Origin of the sequence: Apibacter sp. wkB309 (genome assembly GCF_002964915.1) — a bacterium.
Lineage (GTDB): Bacteria > Bacteroidota > Bacteroidia > Flavobacteriales > Weeksellaceae > Apibacter.
Genome location: NZ_PSZL01000022.1, coordinates 766,672 through 781,063, shown reverse-complemented (window position 1 = coordinate 781,063; position 14,392 = coordinate 766,672). Strand labels below are relative to the sequence as shown.

Here is a 14,392-nt window from a genome sequence, read left to right as displayed (position 1 = left end):
AAACAGATCAGTAAATAATATAATTATTATTTTAAGTATAAAACAGATATTCATCATTATACATTATCTAAAATAAACTAAAATAGTTTTATCTTTATACAGATAAAACTATTTTTTATGCTAATTAAAACGTATGGAAGTTCTGTCTATGGTGTCAATGCTCAATTAATCACCGTTGAAGTAAATGTAGATAAAGGAGTAGGGTATCAGTTGGTAGGTATGCCGGATATGGCAATAAAAGAAAGTGCACATCGAATTTCGGCAGCCTTGAAAAACTGTGGATATAAAATGCCGGGTAAAAAAATCACAGTAAACATGGCACCTGCAGATCTAAGGAAAGAAGGATCAGCTTATGATTTAACTATTGCTGTTGGAATATTGGCAGCATCCGAGCAAATAAAAGGAGATCATCTCGATCAATATTTAATTATGGGCGAATTATCTTTAGATGGTTCTTTACAACCCATAAAAGGTGTTTTACCTATTGCATTACAAGCAAGAGAAGATGGTTTTAAAGGCTTTTTTCTTCCTAAACAAAACGCTAAAGAAGCCGCTATAGTCAATGATCTCAAAGTTTATGGAGTTGACAATATAAAAGAAGTTATTGATTTTTTTGATAAAAACATTCAATTAAATCCAACCATAGTAAATACAAGAGAAGAGTTTTTTGAGAATAATAATAAATTTCAATTTGATTTTTCAGAAGTCAAAGGTCAGGAAAATGTAAAAAGAGCTTTGGAAATTGCTGCTGCCGGAGGACACAATGTACTTTTAATCGGTCCACCGGGAAGTGGAAAAACCATGTTGGCAAAAAGAATTCCTTCCATCTTACCTCCATTAACCTTATCGGAAGCACTAGAGACAACCAAAATACATTCCGTTGCCGGAAAATTAGGATCAGAATCTTCTTTAATGACTGTAAGACCTTATCGCAATCCTCATCATACCATATCGGGAGTAGCTTTAGTTGGAGGAGGAAGCTATCCACAACCCGGAGAAATTTCTCTTTCTCATAATGGTGTACTTTTTCTGGATGAACTGCCTGAATTTAATCGGCAAGTATTGGAAGTCATGAGACAACCTTTAGAAGACAGGATTGTAACTATCTCAAGAGCAAAATTTACGATCACCTATCCGGCCAGTTTTATGTTGATTGCTTCCATGAATCCTTCTCCTTCCGGTTATTTTCCAAATGACCCTAAAAATACGAGCACTATACAGGAAATGCAAAGATATATGAATAAAATATCCGGCCCGTTACTCGATCGAATCGATATTCATGTGGAAGTTTCACCCGTTCCTTTTGATGATTTGTCGGATAAAAGGAAAGGAGAGTCAAGTTCAGAAATAAGGGCAAGAGTGGTAGAAGCAAGGAAAATTCAAACTCAAAGATATAAAACAGCGGAAGGAATCCATTATAATGCTCAAATAGGTCCTAAACAATTAGATGAATTTTGTTTGTTGGATGACATCTCTAAAAATTTACTAAAATCTGCCATTGAAAAATTGGGTTTATCTGCCCGTGCCTATGATCGAATCTTAAGAGTGGGCAGAACGATAGCAGATTTAGATAAATCCGAAATTATCCAAGCACACCATATTGGAGAAGCTATACAATATCGTAGTCTTGATCGGGAAGGATGGTGTAAATAAATGTAAATTTTTAAAAAATTATTATTAATTTAAACAAAGAAAATAATAATAAATTATGATAAGAAATGTTCAACTATCCGATGCATTAAGAATAGCTGAAATTTATAATTATTATATTGAAAATACGGTCATTACCTTTGAAGAAAAAAAAGTTAGTGCCCGGGAAATAGAAAACAGAATTCAAAAAATATCGGCAAAAGGCTATCCATATATAGTATATGAAAAAGAAGGAATAGTACTAGGATATGCATATCTGAATACTTGGCGAGAACGTTCGGCTTATGATATAACATTAGAAAACAGTATTTACCTGGATTATAATCAAACCCATCAAGGAATAGGCAATGAATTGCTTACAGCCCTGATTGAAAAATCAAAAAAGATAGATATACATTCCATTATAGGAGTAATATCCTTACCGAATGAACCCAGTAGAAAATTGCATCGGAAAACAGGATTTAATCTGATAGGAAATTTTAAAGAATCAGGAAAGAAATTTAATCAGTTGATAGATGTTGAATTTTGGCAATTACTACTGGATTGAATAAATTAAATCTAAAAAAAAAAATCAAAATAAATTTAAAAAACAGTAAAAATGATACATCATATTGTAATGTGGAAGCTTAAAGAAAGCGATAAAAAAAATAATGCTTTAAAAATAAAAAATGATTTAGAAGCCTTAAAAGATCGTATTAAGGAGTTACAGTATATCCAAGTAAATACCAATATGGAGATTGCTCCACAGTCAAATTTTGATATACTATTAGATTCCCGATTTAAAAATTTTGAAGATCTTACTTTGTATGCAAATCATCCGGAACATCTTAAAGTGGTGGAGTTTATAAAAACAGTGGTTGATCAAAGAGTAGCTATCGATTACGAAATATAATTAAATAGTAATCGTTTAGTATAAAGGATGTTTACTTACGCTATACATCCTTTTTTATTCTTGCTTTATGGATAATATAAACTCATACTACCAATCTAACCTCAACTACTAACTAAAATATCCGATTATTGCTTCCCCCAAATACGATCTATTTATGGGTTAAAAGATGGATGGTGAAATGCGAATAATGTAATTTTTTAGAATATTTATCTATAAAAATTACAAATTATTTATTAAATGACTCTTTTTTTTAAAATTTAAACAAAGATGATTAAATTTGCATCCACTATTTAACAAATTAATTATTCATGAAATTACCGGCAATAGTTCAATTGCATATTATCGTATTTATTTGGGGATTTACCGGTGTAATTGGTAAGCTTATCTCTCTTAATGCTATACCTTTGGTATGGGGTAGGACCTTAGTTGCAGCTTTTATTTTATTTTGTTATTTATATTTTTCAAAAGGAAAAAATTTTAAAATTTCCAAAAAGCTGATGTTCCAACTTTTGGGATGTGGAGTAATTGTAGGTACACATTGGTCATTGTTTTATGGATCCATTAAAATATCCAACATTTCTATTGCCACTTCAACCCTATCAACAGGAACTTTATTTGTAGCTTTTTTAGAGCCCTTTTTTTTCAAACGAAAAATCAAAATTTCTGAAATAATTTTAAGTTTAGTTATTATAATATGTATACTTTTTATCTTTAATACAGAAATGAGTTATTGGAAAGGTATACTACTTGGTATCGGATGTGCATTCCTGTCGGCCTTATTTTCTGTAGTAAACGGAATAATGCATTCAAAAGAAAGTCCCGAAATAATAACTTTCTATGAAATGGCAGGAGCTTTTGTAACCTTGACGGTTTTTATGTTTTTGTTCAATGATTGGGAAGCTATAGCTACCATAAAAGCTTGGGATATCCTATGGCTTTTAGTGTTGGGCGGACTTTTAACCAGTTTTCCTTTAGTTATGACCATGAAGCTGATGAAACACATTACGCCTTTTACACTTATGCTTTCCATAAACCTAGAGCCTGTATATGCTATTTTAATAGCCTTTTTAATTTGGAAAGATTCAGAAAAAATGAGTCCTGTATTTTATATTTCAACAGCTGTCATGATTGCTGCCATCTGTTTTAACGGTTATTTAAAATCTAAAAATAAAAAGATCCAAAATCAATAAAGTTAGCATTTGCATTATTTTTGAGTTTACATAAGATTAATATTAGACATATGCGTATTGTCCCTAAAATTCTTATGATATTCAGATTCTTACTAGCTCCCCTAAGCATTATTTTATCTTATCACTATGGGGAAGCATGTGTTCCCATGCTTGTTTTAATACTATGCCTGGGGTTGACTTCCGATATATTAGATGGAATTATTGCCAGAAAATATCAGGTAGCAACTGAAAATTTAAGAAGAATGGATAGTTTTATAGATATTATATTTTGGCTGTCTCTTGCAACTTCAATAGGAATAGTTCGACCCGGGATCATAGAAGCCAATTTGAAATTTATTATAGGTTTAGTAATATTAGAAGGAATAAGTGCGCTAATTAGTTTCTTGCGATTCAGAAAAGAAGCTAGTACCCATGCGTATTCTTCAAAATTTTGGGGTTTAACTTTATTTTTAGCGCTTATATCAATACTGGGTTTTAATTACGGTGGATTCTTTTTATATCTGACTATAATTGTGGGATATATTTCCTATGTTGATGTTTTGCTTATACTTGTACTATTACCTCATTGGATGCATGACGTACCGAGTTTTATTCATGCTTATTTAATTAGAAAAAAAATTAATTTAAAAAAGGGTACATTGGGTTCAGTTACTAATTAAATATTTTAGAAAGTTTATATAAAGTAGTTCATACCAATCGGAAACAACTTATTTTAAAAAATTTAAAATTTTAATTTTAAATGTTGAAAGATTACAAAAAAGACCTAATTATAGCGCTATATTCCTTACCGGGTATATTAATAATCTATTGTTTCGGATTTATCTTCAATAATATCATTTTTGCAAGTATTGCTGCAGGAGGTGCTGTGACGGCGGGATATGGAGCAAATAAAAAAATATTAAAATATCCTTTCGCGCCCATGATCATAGCCGTTCTAGGAATGAGTATATGTGCTGCATTGGGATCATTAATAGGACATTTCTATTTTTGGTATATAATCTGTTGTGTATTATTAGCCTGTTTAGCAACTTGTGTGGGAACTATCGATCAAAATGCTTGGTGGATTGTTTTACAATGGTCTATTGCTTTTTTTGTAGGAGGCTATTATGTGGGGGATATTTATGCCGCTCTGCATAGAGGTGTTTTAATTCTTGCAGGAGGTTTATTTCAATCTATTTGTATTATTTTTCTCATTGAGAAATCATCATTTGAAAGAAATATCAGTAACCCAGAAGAACTTCTGATCATTTTTAAAAACATATATGAAGATATTGATAAAAAAATACGCTTTCATATGACCATCATCTATACTGCATTAACCATATTAGTTTGTTTTTTCTTTATTACTGTTTTCGATATCAAATATTATTACTGGGCTGTTATGACTGCCTTAGTTATTTTGAAACCTGATTTTATTGATACCCTGAAAAAAGCAAGTATAAGGTTGATGGGAACACTTCTGGGAATTATTATAGCTTCTTTTTTAATATGGTGGTTTCCATCAAGATATATCATGGCATTGGAAATTCTGATATCTTTATATGTATGCTATGTATTTGCCAACCACAGATATGCAATTTTGTCAACCTTTTTAACCATTACAACTGTATTAATGTTTGCTATTAATGGATCTTCGGGTAAAGAAATTGCTATGGACAGATTAATTGCCACTTCTGTAGGTGGAGTATCGGCCATATTAATTATGAGTTTAAGTTTATTGCATATTCAATTTTTAAAAAGTAAAAACTAATAATGAACTTTTATGATTAGTGGTTTTTATTATTTTTTAAAACTTCTTCAAAATGATTTTCAGCCCAAGTGATCATCATCTGAATGGAGGGCATTAAACTGATACCTGTTTCCGTAAGACTATATTCAACTCGAGGCGGGATTTCAGCATAGGCTTTTCTTTTAATTAAGTTATATTTTACCAAATTTTTTAGCGTGCCGGTAAGCATCTTTTGAGAAATATCAGGAAGTTCATTTTTTATTTCTCCGTAACGCATCGTTTTTCCGGTATATAAAACAGCTAATAATAATAAAGACCATTTATCGCTAAATCGGCTTAATATATTTCTTATCGGACAGATGGGATATTTTAAATCGAGTTTATGAGCTTTCATTTTTCTATCAAATATACATATTACTCTCCAATAGAATACAACTATAAATAATAAAGTAATAAACTTAGTTAAATAAATGTTAAAATCAAACATATAATTAGTTGATAATCAATAATTCTAACTTTAGTGGTTCGTTACGATCCTGCTTGTAAACATAAGCTGTTCGGGCTAAATTCGAATCATAAACTTATTTAAATATTTAAACATGAAAATATCAATACTAGGAACAGGAAATGTTGCACAAGCGTTAATTAACGGATTAATTAATGAAAAGTATAATGTAATAGTTGGTTCAAGAAATTTTGAAAAAAGAAGTGAAAATATAGAAAAACTAAAACAAGTTCATAAAACCCTATCCATTGTTTCCTACCAAGAGGCTGTTGCATTAAGTGAAATTATACTTCTTTCAATTCCCGGATTTGCGCTTATAGAAACCATAAAGGATATTGGAATTAAAAATATTGAAGGAAAAATACTTTGGGATATTATAAATGCATTTTCATCGGAAGCTCCGGCTAATGGAGTAATAAAATTAATTTCATCTCAGGACGAATCTCTGTCAGAAAGTGTACAAAAGCTTTTGCCATTATCGCATGTTGTTAAAGGTATGAATACCATTGGTGCGCATCTTATGTATCAGCCTTCACTGAAAGAAAACGGTACTGCATTTATTGCCGGAAATAATGAAGAGGTTAAAAATACAATTTCTACAATAATTAAATCTTTAGGTTGGAATACCTATAATGCAGGTAAACTAGAATCTTCACGAGCATTAGAGTATATGGGACAATTATATGTAGCTCAAGGTATTTTATATAATAAATGGAATTCGACATTTAAATATATCGATTAAATTTTATCATATAATAAAAATTATATAAATTAAATAAATTGAAATTCGATGAAAATAAATATTATAAAAAATACATATTTTCTACTTTTTGTTATGATTATAAATATTTCAGAAATAAAAGCACAAAAAGTTATAGATTTAACGGCGAGCCATTTGAAAGCGATAAATACATTTATGACATTTGAAGAAATGGATGGTGATAAAGTGGTAAGAGTCGTAAAGGATCCATCAATTAAAAAATTTGATGAACCAACTTATGTACGAATCAATAATGTAAATTTTACCAATGGGATCATAGAAGTGAAGGTGTTAAGTCGAATTTTAGATGATGCTCCGAATTTTGCCAGAGGATTTATTGGAATAGCCTTTCATATAAATGATTCAAACTCTAAGTTTGAAAGCATATATGTTCGCCCTTTAAATGGAAGATCCGAGAATCAGGAACACAGAAACAGGACCATACAATATTTTTCTTATCCGAATTATAAGTATCAACGATTGAGAAATGAATTTCAAAATAAATACGAGTCCTATGCAGATATGGCTCTAAACGAATGGATACAGTTAAGAATTGAAGTTCAAGGGCAAAAAGCTCAATTATATATAAATGATAATAAACAACCCTCACTCATCGTAAATGATTTAAAATTAGGAGGAAATGCGACAGGAGCTATCGGACTCTTTGTTGATGTAGGCACTGAAGGATATTTTAAAGATTTGAAGGTTTATCTACAATAATAAAACCTAAAATAAAATTCCGACTTTAAAATAGAGCCGGAATTTTTATTAATTCAACCTGAAATCTAAATACAGATCGTTTCTTAATACATCTAGAATTTGTTTATTTATATTTACTCTTCGGTTCATTGACTGTGATTCTAAATACACATTGTTCTTTTTATCGATAATTTCAAAGTGTATATCTTTTGAACCTGCATTTTCATCACATACTTTATTTAAAGTAGTAATGGTATTTTCATCTAAATTTTCCAAGTTTATCTTAATGGTTAATTTTTTAGCATGTTTTCCGATTACATCGCTAAGTTCTTCGATATTCAGCACGTTTATATATACAAAGCCGTTATCTTTAATCATTCCTACCGTGATTTTTACTAAAACAAATAAATTAGGAATAAGATATTTTTGTAAATCCAGATAATTCTTTTTAAGCTTAAGAGAAATAGTACCTGTTTTATCTTCCAAATCAAAATAGGCGATTCTTGTTCTGCCGTCGTTTATTTCCTTGTGCTCAAAACGAGAGATCATACCGGCAATATAAACTTCCTTATTAATATAATGTTCTTTATTTTCATTAATTTCGGAAATATCAACAGGTTTAATCAAAGCAATTTCGTATTTGTAATTATCCATTGGATGAGCGGATATATAGATACCTACTACTTCTTTTTCTCTGCCCAATTTATACATGGTACTCCATTCTTCCGTTTCAGGAATTACCGGTTTCATAACATCAAATCCTTCATCCCCCAAGTCTCCAAATAATGAATTTTGAGCAGAATTCTTATTATCCTGATAGGCAATCCCGTATCTTACCAGCTTTTCAATAGTGCTTGTACCATTTTCTTCTTTAAAAAATTGGGCACGATTATTATTGGCTAATCCATCAAAAGCCCCTGCCAATACTAAATTTTCTAGAACTTTTTTATTTATATTTTTTAAATCTGTCCTTTCAAAAAATTCAAACAGATTTTTATATTTTCCCTTAGTTTGTCTTTCACTTACTATAGCTTCAACAGCATTTTCACCGATTCCCTTAATGGCTCCCATACCAAAACGGATAGCACCTTGATCATTTACGGTGAATTCATAATCACTTTCATTAACATCAGGTCCTAACACTTCCAATCCCATATTTTTACATTCTTCCATAAAGAAACTCAATGTGGTAAGATTGTTAAGGTTATTGCTGAGCAATGCGGCCATAAACTCTGCAGGAAAATGAGCTTTTAAATAAGCGGTTTGAAAGGCAATAAAAGCATAACAAGTGGAGTGAGATTTGTTAAATGCATATTGAGCAAAAGCTTTCCAGTCTTCCCATATTTTTTTTAATTTATCTTCAGGATGACCTCTTTCGATAGCTCCCTCAAGAAAACGAGCTTCCATTTTATTTAAGACTTGAATTTGCTTCTTACCCATAGCTTTTCTTAGCACGTCCGCATCACCTTTGCTAAATCCGGCTAATTTTTGAGAAAGAAGCATTACTTGTTCTTGATAAACAGTAATTCCGTAAGTATCCGCAAGATACTCTTCCATATCCTCTAAATCGTAAGAAATTTCTTCCTTTCCATGTTTACGATTGATAAAGTTGGGAATATATTGTAAAGGTCCGGGACGATACAAGGCATTCATGGCAATCAAGTCCTCAAACTTATCGGGTTTCAATGCTTTGAGGTGCTTTTGCATTCCGGGGGACTCGTATTGGAAGATCCCAACTGTATTTCCATTTTTGAATATCTCATAGGTTTTATCATCATCCAAAGGAAAATCATCGGGATTTAAAACTTCACCGGTTCTTTTTCTAATAATTTCAATGGTATCGGCAATAATCGTCAAGGTACGTAAACCTAGAAAATCCATTTTTAACAATCCGGCACTTTCTACCACGGAGTTGTCAAATTGGGATACCAACAAAGAGGAATCTTTGGCTACAGCAACCGGTATTAAATTGGTAATATCTTCCGGAGTAATAATTACTCCACACGCATGAACTCCCGTGTTCCGTAAACTACCTTCCAGTTGGTAAGCATTTTGTATTACCCTCCCTTCCAGGTCATATTCATTAAATTTTTGTTTGAGTTGAAGCACTGGAACAGACTCCTCCTTACCGAAATCTTTAATTAACTCACTTTCTGTTTTATTTTTTAGCTTAGTTAGATTTAAGGTAGAGGGTAGGTTTTTTGATAAGCGGTCCGTATCGCTTAAGGGCAATTCAAGCACTCTTCCTGCATCCCTTATTGCGGAACGTCCGGCTAACGTACCGTAAGTAATTATTTGAGCAACCTGATTTTCTCCGTATTTATCTACCACCCATTGAATGATTTTTTCACGTCCTCTATCGTCAAAATCGATGTCTATGTCGGGTAAGGATACCCGATCCGGATTTAAGAAACGCTCAAAAAGTAAATCGTATTTAATAGGGTCTATATTAGTAATTCCTATGCAATAAGCAACGGCTGATCCGGCTGCAGAACCTCGTCCCGGACCAACAGATACACCCATTTTACGCGCTTGAGAGGTGAAATCCTGTACAATGAGAAAATAGCCGGGATATCCCGTTTTGGCTATGGTTTCCAACTCAAATTGTAAACGATCTTTAGTATCTTCGGATAATTGGTCACCATATCTTTTTTTAGCTCCTTCCCATGTAAGATATGCTAAGTAGGCATTTTCTCCTCGCTTACCTCCGTCCACTTCATCTTGAGGGTCTTTAAACTCATCAGGTATATCAAATTTAGGAAGTAAAACATCTCGGGTTAATTGATAAGGTTCAAATTTTTTAATAAAATCTTCAAAATTTTCAATTGCTTCCGGTATGTCTGCAAACAATTGAGCCATTTCTGTTTGAGATTTAAAATTATACTCATCATTAGGAAGACCGTATCTTTTACCAAAACCTCTGCCCTTAGGGGTAGATTGTTTTTCTCCGTCTTTAATACATAAAAGGATATCCTGGGTTTCTGCTTCTTTTTTACTAATATAAAATGTATCGTTTTGAGCTAAAACCTTGACTCCGTATTTTTTTGCAAATTTTATTAAAACTTTGTTGAGGTGTTCTTCTTCATCTAAATGGTGCCTTAGTAACTCTACATAAAAATCATCACCAAATAATCCATGCCAATAGATAAAGGCCTCTTCTGCTTGCTTTTCTCCCACATTTAAAATTAGGCTGGGAATTTCTGAAGATAAACTTCCGGTAGTTGCAATTAAATTTTCTTTATATTGTTCAATAAGTTCTTTACCAATTCTGGGATAGCCTGCATACAAACCTAGTTTATATCCTAAAGTTGATAATTTAGAAAGATTTTTAAATCCTTCATGATTTTTAGCAAGTAATATCTGAGTATATCTACGATCCGGATTATCTTTTGTAAACTTATTTTGTAAATAAGTTTCAGATATATACAGTTCACAACCGATAATTGGTAAAATCTCATTTTTTAAAGGTTCAGAACCATTGCCTTCTAAAATTTTAGCATTATGATCTTTAATAGATCCATTAGCTTTTTTTATTTCATTGAGAAAAGCAAATGCACCCATCAAGTTGCCCGTATCCGTTACACCTAAAGCGGGCATGTTATATTCTAAGGTTTTTTTTATTAAATCAGAATGTTTACTGGTAGAAGTAAGTATTGAATAAACCGAATGATTGTGAAAGTGGAAAAAAGATGAATAATTTATTTCATCTACAGATTTTTTAGTACTTTCTGTTTTCCCTTTTAGTTGCTTATTAAAATCTTTAACCTGTTCACGAATAACAATATCAAAAGGTTGAAAAGGTTCAGGATGATTTTCAATAAAAGCTCTTAATTCTTCTTCTGTAAAATTCAGCTTATTAGCACTTATTTGGTTTCGTCTAACCAACTCCCAAAATGCCTGAGCAGTAGCATTAACGTCTGCCGCAGCATTGTGTGCCTCATCAAAACCATGCCCAAATAATTTTTCATATAATTCGGAAAGTTTAGGAAATTTAAATCCACCTCCCATACCTCCGGGCAAAGCACAAAAATTAGTTCCCTCACGAGCTGTATCTATTAACGGAAGATCCGCAATATGGTTTTCAATTGATTTTCGATAAAATTCAGCTCCGACAATCGGGATGTCGAATGCTATATTTTGTCCGACTAAAATCGGATTATCTGCCAGTACCGCATTAAATTGATCCAATACGGTTTTAAGATCATGACCTTCCGCTAATGCTTTTTCGGTACTTATACCGTGAATTTTTTGAGCATTGAAAGGTATGTCGTATCCTTCGGGTTTAATTATATAGTCATAGTTTTCAATTAAATCACCATTTTCATCATGTAACTGCCAGGCAATTTGAACCATTCTAGGCCAATTGTCTGAATCGGAAACAGGTGCATTTGCATTGGCAGGAAGACCTGTGGTTTCAGTATCAAAAACTAGGAATTTCATACTACAAAGTTAGGGATTTCTTTATGAATGTAACTTTTAAATCTTAAGTTCTTTCAATATTTCATTCCTTAAAAATAAAATTGAAAGATATTGGAATTGAATAAAATAGAGTGAAATTTTACACTAAAAAAATTACGGGTAAAGAAAGATTAGTTTCAATTTAAACAGAATGTAAAATATAATTTAACAGCCTGAAATTTTACATGTATTACATATAAAATATTTATAAGCAAATCATTTATTAGGTCTAATTTTTGATTTTTTATTTTACTAAAACAATAAAAAAACATAGTGTATGGAAAATATTATTGAAAAACTTCAAAAAGAAGTAGGTCTCAGTGAAGATCAAGCGGTGAAATCTTTAAATGTAATAAAAGAATATATGGATAAAGAAGATTTACATGTTGATTGGGAAAAATTCTTTAAAGGGAAATACGAACATTTTAAAGATTCAGTATCTAATTTTATTAGTAAAATATCCAATAAGGCAGAAGATTGGAGTGACAAAATAGGAGATAAGGTAGAGGATTTAACCACAGATGCTAAACGAAAAATTAGAGATGCATCTAAAAAAGAATAGATTAAGTTTTTAACTTATATAAATTTGTGCAAGAAGCTTATCAATTAAGCTTCTTTTTTTATTTAAAAAAATCTTTTTTTGATTTAGAAATTGATATTTCAGCTATAAAAATAAGATAGATTTTTAATGAATTAATTTAATTAGGACTGAAATTGAAATCTAGTTTAAATACCTATTATTTGTTTTAAATTCATGATAAAAAATTACTAATGTTTTTAATATAAAAATAGTTGATAAACCATAAAATATGTATTTTTGTATCTCTTCTATAATAGGATAAAAATGTTAGTATTAAAATTTGGAGGCACCAGCGTAGGAAGTGCAGAACGTATAAAAAATTTAGCTGAATTAACTAAAGGTCAAAAACCAAAGATTGTTGTTTTGTCTGCCATGAGTGGGACAACTAATGCCTTAGTAGAAATATCCCAAGCTCTGTATGAAAAAAATACATCTAAAGCAAAAGAATTAATACAATCTCTAGAAGATAAATACAGAAAGGAAATAAAAGACTTATACAAGAATGAAACCATTACCAAGAAGGGGAACGAACTTTTGGATGATTATTTCAATTATATAACTTCATTCCTGGACTTTCCTATATTTACTTCCAAGGAAGAAAAAATAATTTTGGCTCAAGGTGAACTTTTGAGCACTCATATGTTCCATTTTTACATGAGTGAAATCGGAGAAAAAACGATATTGCTTCCGGCCTTAGAGTTTATGAGAATAAACAAAGACGGTGAACCGGATTTTCCTTATATAGAAGAACGTATTAAAGAAGAAATTAAAAAGTATCCTGATATAGATTTTTTTATTACTCAAGGATATATTTGTAAAAATGCTCAAGGAGATATAGATAATTTGCAAAGAGGGGGAAGTGATTACACAGCTTGTATAATTGGAGCCGTAATTGATGCTGAAGAAATACAAATATGGACCGATATCGACGGGATGCATAATAACGATCCTAGATTTGTTAATAAAACTCATCCCATAAATGAATTAAGTTTTGATGAAGCTGCAGAATTAGCCTATTTCGGAGCAAAGATTTTACATCCAACCTGTATTCTTCCTGCACAGAAAAGAGGAATACCCGTAGCTTTGAAAAATACAATGCAACCTGAAGCTAAAGGTACTTTAATAGGTAATATTAATACTCCGGAAGGAATTCGTGCCGTAGCAGCAAAGGACGGTATTTACGCCATAACCATAAAAAGTGGTAGAATGCTATTGGCGTATGGATTTCTAAAGACTATTTTTGAAATATTCGATAAATATAAAACCTCTATAGATATGATAACCACTTCAGAGGTTGCTGTTTCATTAACCATTGACAATCCTTCTAATTTAGAATATATATTAAAGGAATTAAGAGAAATAGCCAATGTAGAATATGAAAAAGATCAAACCATTATTGCCATTGTGGGAAATATTGCAAAAAATGAATCAGGTTATGCTGTTAAAATTTTGGAAGCTCTTAAAAATATACCTCTTCATATGATATCTTATGGGGGAAGTGAGCATAATATATCTGTAGTAATTGACAGCAAAAGTAAAAAAGAAGCATTACAGGCATTGAATACTACTCTTTTTGGATATTAAAAATATAAGATAATTTAGTTAAATTTAAATAATAGATATATCATTAATCAAAATACCTTTAAGTTAATTACTTAAAGGTATTTTTTATATCGTAATTATACTATTAATCTAAATTGTAAATGCAATTTTATCGATGTAATGATTCTAATTGATTTTTGAAAATAGATAACATGTAACATAATTATATTTTTTCAATACTAGAATCTATAACTACTAATTTTTACTTTAAAAATATCAACTAAAAATAAGTGCAAGTAATATAAAATTTACCCTAAAAAACATTAAATAAACTTGAACAAATGAAATAAAATAAAGTAAATGAATTTTAGCGTTACGGTATAATAA

At 31.0% G+C, this 14,392-nt stretch carries 12 protein-coding genes; 10 read left to right on the top strand and 2 right to left on the bottom strand.

The window, feature by feature from the left end; all coding sequences use genetic code 11:
* Positions 1-117 precede the first annotated feature (117 nt).
* From C4S75_RS09260 to C4S75_RS09235, 6 genes are all read left to right on the top strand, one after another.
* The gene (locus C4S75_RS09260) at positions 118-1,653 is read left to right on the top strand and encodes a YifB family Mg chelatase-like AAA ATPase (RefSeq protein WP_105298008.1); all 1,536 of its coding nucleotides are present in this window, start codon (positions 118-120) and stop codon (positions 1,651-1,653) included.
* A 55-nt stretch (positions 1,654-1,708) separates the two neighbouring features.
* On the top strand, positions 1,709-2,197 hold the full coding sequence (locus C4S75_RS09255) for a GNAT family N-acetyltransferase (RefSeq protein WP_105298007.1): 489 nt from the start codon (positions 1,709-1,711) through the stop codon (positions 2,195-2,197).
* 51 nt (positions 2,198-2,248) lie between these two features.
* Positions 2,249-2,542: a Dabb family protein gene (locus C4S75_RS09250; RefSeq protein WP_105298006.1), complete on the top strand. Its 294-nt coding sequence runs from the start codon at positions 2,249-2,251 to the stop codon at positions 2,540-2,542.
* A 308-nt stretch (positions 2,543-2,850) separates the two neighbouring features.
* Entirely contained in the window at positions 2,851-3,732 is an 882-nt protein-coding gene (locus C4S75_RS09245) for a DMT family transporter (RefSeq protein ID WP_105298005.1), read from the top strand.
* A gap of 50 nt (positions 3,733-3,782) precedes the next feature.
* Positions 3,783-4,391: a CDP-alcohol phosphatidyltransferase family protein gene (locus C4S75_RS09240; protein WP_105298004.1), complete on the top strand. Its 609-nt coding sequence runs from the start codon at positions 3,783-3,785 to the stop codon at positions 4,389-4,391.
* Positions 4,392-4,471: 80 nt separating this feature from the next.
* Positions 4,472-5,482: an FUSC family protein gene (locus C4S75_RS09235; protein ID WP_105298003.1), complete on the top strand. Its 1,011-nt coding sequence runs from the start codon at positions 4,472-4,474 to the stop codon at positions 5,480-5,482.
* A 16-nt stretch (positions 5,483-5,498) separates the two neighbouring features.
* Here C4S75_RS09235 and C4S75_RS09230 read toward each other — a convergent pair whose 3' ends face one another.
* A complete protein-coding gene (locus C4S75_RS09230) occupies positions 5,499-5,855 on the bottom strand; it encodes a helix-turn-helix domain-containing protein (protein ID WP_105298161.1) in 357 nt (118 codons plus the stop codon).
* 205 nt (positions 5,856-6,060) lie between these two features.
* Here C4S75_RS09230 and C4S75_RS09225 point away from each other — a divergent pair, with 205 nt between their 5' ends.
* Together C4S75_RS09225 and C4S75_RS09220 are read left to right on the top strand one after the other, a co-directional pair.
* Positions 6,061-6,708, top strand: a complete 648-nt coding sequence (locus C4S75_RS09225; RefSeq protein ID WP_105298002.1) for an NADPH-dependent F420 reductase — start codon at positions 6,061-6,063, stop codon at positions 6,706-6,708.
* A 48-nt stretch (positions 6,709-6,756) separates the two neighbouring features.
* Positions 6,757-7,446 (top strand): DUF1080 domain-containing protein, encoded by a 690-nt coding sequence (locus tag C4S75_RS09220; protein ID WP_221404071.1) that lies wholly within the window; start codon positions 6,757-6,759, stop codon positions 7,444-7,446.
* A 48-nt stretch (positions 7,447-7,494) separates the two neighbouring features.
* On the opposite strand, the gene dnaE is transcribed toward C4S75_RS09220, so the two are convergent.
* Positions 7,495-11,865 (bottom strand): DNA polymerase III subunit alpha, encoded by a 4,371-nt coding sequence (gene dnaE / locus C4S75_RS09215; RefSeq protein WP_105298000.1) that lies wholly within the window; start codon positions 11,863-11,865, stop codon positions 7,495-7,497.
* A gap of 295 nt (positions 11,866-12,160) precedes the next feature.
* Between dnaE and C4S75_RS09210 the strand changes: the two genes are divergently transcribed.
* Together C4S75_RS09210 and C4S75_RS09205 are read left to right on the top strand one after the other, a co-directional pair.
* Positions 12,161-12,445 (top strand): hypothetical protein, encoded by a 285-nt coding sequence (locus tag C4S75_RS09210; RefSeq protein WP_105297999.1) that lies wholly within the window; start codon positions 12,161-12,163, stop codon positions 12,443-12,445.
* Positions 12,446-12,727: 282 nt separating this feature from the next.
* Complete coding sequence (locus C4S75_RS09205) at positions 12,728-14,047, top strand: aspartate kinase (protein ID WP_105297998.1); 1,320 nt, start codon at positions 12,728-12,730, stop codon at positions 14,045-14,047.
* Positions 14,048-14,392 lie beyond the last annotated feature (345 nt).

What these genes read in the sequence shown, in the direction of transcription:
- C4S75_RS09260 (WP_105298008.1), top strand. Translation starts at nt 118, where the DNA reads ATGCTAATTAAAACGTATGGAAGTTCTGTCTATGGTGTCAATGCTCAA.
- C4S75_RS09255 (WP_105298007.1), top strand. Translation starts at nt 1,709, where the DNA reads ATGATAAGAAATGTTCAACTATCCGATGCATTAAGAATAGCTGAAATT.
- C4S75_RS09250 (WP_105298006.1), top strand. Translation starts at nt 2,249, where the DNA reads ATGATACATCATATTGTAATGTGGAAGCTTAAAGAAAGCGATAAAAAA.
- C4S75_RS09245 (WP_105298005.1), top strand. Translation starts at nt 2,851, where the DNA reads ATGAAATTACCGGCAATAGTTCAATTGCATATTATCGTATTTATTTGG.
- C4S75_RS09240 (WP_105298004.1), top strand. Translation starts at nt 3,783, where the DNA reads ATGCGTATTGTCCCTAAAATTCTTATGATATTCAGATTCTTACTAGCT.
- C4S75_RS09235 (WP_105298003.1), top strand. Translation starts at nt 4,472, where the DNA reads ATGTTGAAAGATTACAAAAAAGACCTAATTATAGCGCTATATTCCTTA.
- C4S75_RS09230 (WP_105298161.1), bottom strand. Translation starts at nt 5,855, where the DNA reads ATGAAAGCTCATAAACTCGATTTAAAATATCCCATCTGTCCGATAAGA.
- C4S75_RS09225 (WP_105298002.1), top strand. Translation starts at nt 6,061, where the DNA reads ATGAAAATATCAATACTAGGAACAGGAAATGTTGCACAAGCGTTAATT.
- C4S75_RS09220 (WP_221404071.1), top strand. Translation starts at nt 6,757, where the DNA reads ATGAAAATAAATATTATAAAAAATACATATTTTCTACTTTTTGTTATG.
- dnaE (WP_105298000.1), bottom strand. Translation starts at nt 11,865, where the DNA reads ATGAAATTCCTAGTTTTTGATACTGAAACCACAGGTCTTCCTGCCAAT.
- C4S75_RS09210 (WP_105297999.1), top strand. Translation starts at nt 12,161, where the DNA reads ATGGAAAATATTATTGAAAAACTTCAAAAAGAAGTAGGTCTCAGTGAA.
- C4S75_RS09205 (WP_105297998.1), top strand. Translation starts at nt 12,728, where the DNA reads ATGTTAGTATTAAAATTTGGAGGCACCAGCGTAGGAAGTGCAGAACGT.